Below are 4,534 nucleotides of genomic sequence, written 5' to 3'. Positions count from 1 at the left end.
GGCTGGTGCAACGAAATCTGTTTCAGCAATGTGAAATTCTCGACCTCATTGACCCGCGACGGCAACGCTTAAAACCAAACAATTCTAGCAGGCTATCTCTTCTAAATTAGCCGGACAGAAATGATATTGGCAACAAGATGATTGGGATAGCTCATCTTGCAGAAAATGGAGTCGCTGGATTCCAGAAGCTTGTTGTTTGCATAGAAAATGAGTACACTGGAAACATTGAAAAGAATTCCATATGCTACTTGTCTGGGGATAAGTTGATGATTTACAATGTGTGGTCAACGGGCGTTGCCCTTCGCGAGGGAGAAAGTCTGAATGGATTTCCAAGCAGGAATAGCGTGCACATTTATGAAGCACGGATGATGTTTGATGCGGCAATGGAATATGTTGTGTCATTCTTCCGCGAGCAGTTGCGCAATTTGTTTGGAGAGGTTGGTATGCAAAATAAAAAGCTCTAAAAATTGCTTCGATTGGTCCGCCATGGCGTGACTCTGCGGAGCAAACGCTGAAATGACACAAACAAGCTACTCGTAAATAAGCAGGAGACAACAATTGGAAACCGCGTGGATGTGGATTGGCTTCAACCTGCTGGTCCTGGTTCTTTTAGCCCTTGACCTTGGGGTTCTCCACCGCAAGGGGCGCGAGATCGGCGTGCGCGAGGCCCTGCTGCTCAGTCTGGGCTATGTTGTGCTGGCCCTGGCCTTCGGTGCTGGCGTTTATCATTTTCTCGGCCCGCAGGCAGGAGCCGAGTACATAACGGGTTACCTCATCGAGAAAAGCCTTTCCATTGACAACATCTTCGTGTTCGTCCTAGTCTTCCTGCACTTTTCCGTACCCCGCGACTGCCAGCACAAGGTCCTCTTCTGGGGCATCCTGGGGGCGCTCGTCATGCGTGCCTCGCTCATCCTGGCCGGTGCGGCGATCATCGAAAGTTTTCACTGGATCATTTACGTCTTCGGAGCATTCCTCGTGTTCACGGGAATCAAGATGCTGGTCACGGTGGGACAGGAGCCCAACCTAGACGAAAACCGCATCAACCGGTTCATGCGTCGCCACTTCAGGGTGACAGAGGGCTTCGAAGGCAAAAAATTCTTCGTTCGACGCAATGGCGTACTCTTCATTACGCCACTCCTCATCGTCCTGGTACTTATCGAAGTCACAGACGTAATATTCGCCTTGGATTCAATTCCGGCCATTTTCGCTATCACCACCGATCCCTTCATCGTTTATACGTCAAATGTCTTCGCCATCCTCGGCCTCAGGGCGCTCTACTTTGCTCTCGTGGGCATCATTCACCGGTTCCATTATCTCAAATATGGTCTGTCTCTTGTACTCGTGGTCGTAGGCGCTAAAATGATCGTTAACGCTTGGTTCGGCGAAAAAATTGTATCCACAGAACTGGCTTTGTTTATCACGTCAGTGATCATCGGTAGCTCTATGTTGTTTTCGTTGCTGCGAACGCGGAGAATGCCCACTGAAGAAGCTCTCAAAGATGCGACCCGTTGGTGGGTGCCGGGCAGCCCTCCAAAAAGTGAAGCGGATAAGCAGCCCCGGAACGACAACAAGAATGGGAAGTCTTGACGCAAAGCAGGGATACAGAGGGGGATAGCAGCCGGCGCCACAGCATGATGCCCCAAACCAGGAAAGTGAACCATGTCCGAACAAGACGATACTATTCCCCAGGAAACGACAAACGCATCAACAACACCAGTAGCGCAAAGCGTGCTCAATGCTGTGTGGGCCTTAGAAGCCCGCAATGATGGCGAAGATGATGTCGGTCCTTTACACGCCAGATTTTATCATCCGTTTTTACTCCTCGTATTCATTGCGTCTGTGACCATTATTGTATCACTTCTGTGGCCGTTTCGCCATGCGGTTATCTTAGCCGCCATACTCGCGCTGCTGCTGACCCCTCTGCATAAACGGATCGTCCATATTTTAAAGGGTGCACGCATAGCCTCGGCCGCATTGCTGACAATCGCCACCTTTGTCTTCATTGTCATGCCTGCTGCTATTCTAGCAGTAATCCTAGCCAACGAAGCGGGTTCTGTCATCGAGGCTGGGGTACAGTGGTTCAATGACGGCGGTATGCAGACCCTCATTAGCTGGCTCCAATCCCTCGACTTACCTGACTGGCTGCATAGATTTGTAGAAATGATTCCCATAGATCCTCAGAGCCTCAAAGCCAGCTTGCTTGGAGCTGCCGGCACAATCGGAAAAACACTTTTGTCCATCGGCAGAGGATTTGCTGGACAAATGGCCAATTTCTTAGCCCAGATTATCCTGCTCATCTTATTCCTCTTCTACTTTCTGGCCGAAGGGGAACGGGTGGTGCAGGGCTTGCGTCGGCTTTCTCCGTTGCGTCGAAGACAAGAGCAGGCGTTGGCAGAAAGGCTCAAAACAGTGACGCGCTCCATCCTTGTTGGCGGCGTCGCAGCCGGGTTATCTCAGGGTCTTGCCACCACACTCGGCCTGTGGATGGTCGGCATTGATCCATTTTTCTGGGGTATGGTGGCCATAGTGGCGTCTCTAGTTCCCGTAATTGGTCTTGCACTTGTCCATATACCATTGATTCTCTATCTCATCGCCGCAGGATCGACAGGCAAAGCAATTTTTTTACTTTTCTGGTGGCTGCTTGTAGTGAGTACAGTGGACAATATTGTACGTCCTTTTTTCATTAGCGGCAGTGCTCAGTTGCCTCTATTAATGATATTTGTAGCCATAGTTGGAGGCGTTCTGCTTTTTGGTCCACTAGGGATCATTTATGGTCCTGTTGCCATGAGCCTGTGCCTCGTCGTATTTCAGTTGTTTATTGAAGCACAAGTAAAAGTATCTCGCGCTACGAACACACCAAACGGGTGAAATATCTCTACACTGTTTAAGATGCATCGGAAGTATTCGTATTGAGCAAACAAGAGATGTCCAATGCCATAATCCTGCCATCCAGTATCATAGGGTACTCCAAAAACGAAGGAATTTTCGTTTTTGACCAACTGGAAATGGGATGGGGCAGGAGAATTGGGACGGATCAGGAGAATCGGCGGGTACATTTAAAACTGAGTTGGCTGGACCGCCACAGTCTACCTTGGATGGCGACGCATGCTTGAGAAGCCAGGACCTGTCCTGACTTCGGTCGCCTGGCTGCAAGCCGCTGCGAAACCGGCTCGTCAATGATTAACGCGAATAGAGCCAATATTTGCTTAACCGGCATTAATACTTTTAAACATATAACCACAATTGGAGACTGCAATGAAAATATTTGCCATTATTACTGCCGGTAACTGTATATGAAAATCAAAAATATATTAAAGCATTTTTACGACACCTTGGACGATCCTATGATGAACATACTTGTTAAATTGATACGCTATGCAGTGCGTATTCTTGCAATATTGATGGTTCTGGTTATCTGGTGGGGGGTTGCAGATGTAGTTTACGTTCTATATACTCGAATTTCAGCACATCCATACTACTTGCTTGAAATCAGCGATATATTTGCCACATTCGGAGCTTTTATGGCCGTGCTGATCGCAATAGAAATTTTTATAAACATTACAAGTTACTTGCGCGAAAACGTCATTCATATTAAAGTAGTTCTAGCGACGGCTTTTATGGCTGTTGCAAGAAAGGTCATTGTATTGGATTACAACAATGTCAGTTCAGACTATGTGTTTGCTACCGCTGCACTGCTGCTCGCGCTGGCTGTAGCCTATTGGCTGGCCGTAGTTAAAAACCCCTCTATTGAAAGCCCTGGCGAGCTCTAGGCGAGTTCTATCCATAAGATCGATTCAGGAGCTTTACTTTTTTGGCGCTAAGCCAACTCTTTCGTGTATACAAGAATTCACCCTAGCATATCATGCTTAGCTAAGGCAGATCCCAATTAAATATGAAAAATAAGAACCAAGGCGATGCTTCATTCGCTACGAAAAGAGCCGGTCAAGTCATGCGCCTGCTCCGACTAAAATGGCTTACGCTTTTGCGAATAAAGAAAACTCCCCATGAAATAGCTCTCGGTTTTGCTTTCGGTGTCTTCTTTGGCTTTATTCCTATAATTCCGTTCCAGTCCATCTGGGCCATAGGTTTGTGTTGGGTCTTCGTAGGGAGCAAATTGGCCGCTTTCGCAGGGGCCTGGGTATCCAACCCGGTAACTTTTACCCCACTGTACACTGCATTATATTTTGTAGGCAAGCTTGTTTTACCGGAACTCGCTTTGGATTCTCCCCCTTTCATTCTCCATTCGGATTGGCTTGACTGGGACTTCATCTTTGACACCGGGTGGAAGCTTGCTTTGATTCTCAACACTGGTGGAATAGTTTTAGGGGTTCCAGCCGCCTTACTCTCATATTTCCTTGCTTATTTTTTTGTGAAAAAATATCAGGGCCGCAAAGGCAGGCATACTGCCCCATTACTGTCCGGCTAAGAAAAGGCTTGACGCCTGAAAGCGACAACTGGTGCAAGCTCATGATGCCTTTCCACTTAGGCGATCAATTTTGAAAAAATGGCATAAATTGCCATGACATCAAGTTCA

5 protein-coding genes are annotated in these 4,534 nt (G+C 47.8%); all 5 read left to right on the top strand.

Translation table 11 applies throughout. From position 1 onward, the window contains the following. Positions 1–137 precede the first annotated feature (137 nt). Complete coding sequence (locus GTA51_RS19920) at positions 138–464, top strand: hypothetical protein (RefSeq protein WP_160964241.1); 327 nt, start codon at positions 138–140, stop codon at positions 462–464. Positions 465–558: 94 nt separating this feature from the next. Further along, the gene (locus GTA51_RS19915; protein WP_246198254.1) at positions 559–1,587 is read left to right on the top strand and encodes a TerC family protein; all 1,029 of its coding nucleotides are present in this window, start codon (positions 559–561) and stop codon (positions 1,585–1,587) included. A 72-nt stretch (positions 1,588–1,659) separates the two neighbouring features. Beyond that, complete coding sequence (locus tag GTA51_RS19910; RefSeq protein ID WP_160964240.1) at positions 1,660–2,868, top strand: AI-2E family transporter; 1,209 nt, start codon at positions 1,660–1,662, stop codon at positions 2,866–2,868. 425 nt (positions 2,869–3,293) lie between these two features. After that, a complete protein-coding gene (locus tag GTA51_RS19905) occupies positions 3,294–3,770 on the top strand; it encodes a phosphate-starvation-inducible PsiE family protein (RefSeq protein WP_160964239.1) in 477 nt (158 codons plus the stop codon). A 122-nt stretch (positions 3,771–3,892) separates the two neighbouring features. After that, positions 3,893–4,426: a DUF2062 domain-containing protein gene (locus GTA51_RS19900; RefSeq protein ID WP_160964238.1), complete on the top strand. Its 534-nt coding sequence runs from the start codon at positions 3,893–3,895 to the stop codon at positions 4,424–4,426. The last annotated feature ends 108 nt before the right edge of the window (positions 4,427–4,534 follow it).

The organism is Solidesulfovibrio aerotolerans (assembly GCF_009856865.1).
In the GTDB taxonomy this organism is placed as follows: domain Bacteria; phylum Desulfobacterota; class Desulfovibrionia; order Desulfovibrionales; family Desulfovibrionaceae; genus Solidesulfovibrio; species Solidesulfovibrio aerotolerans.
The sequence above is the reverse complement of the archived record's forward strand: the minus strand, read 5'-3'. Positions and strand labels throughout refer to the sequence as shown.

Coding starts and splice junctions, on each gene's coding strand:
- GTA51_RS19920 (WP_160964241.1), top strand. CDS start 138: ATGATTGGGATAGCTCATCTTGCAGAAAATGGAGTCGCTGGATTCCAG.
- GTA51_RS19910 (WP_160964240.1), top strand. CDS start 1,660: ATGTCCGAACAAGACGATACTATTCCCCAGGAAACGACAAACGCATCA.
- GTA51_RS19905 (WP_160964239.1), top strand. CDS start 3,294: ATGAAAATCAAAAATATATTAAAGCATTTTTACGACACCTTGGACGAT.
- GTA51_RS19900 (WP_160964238.1), top strand. CDS start 3,893: ATGAAAAATAAGAACCAAGGCGATGCTTCATTCGCTACGAAAAGAGCC.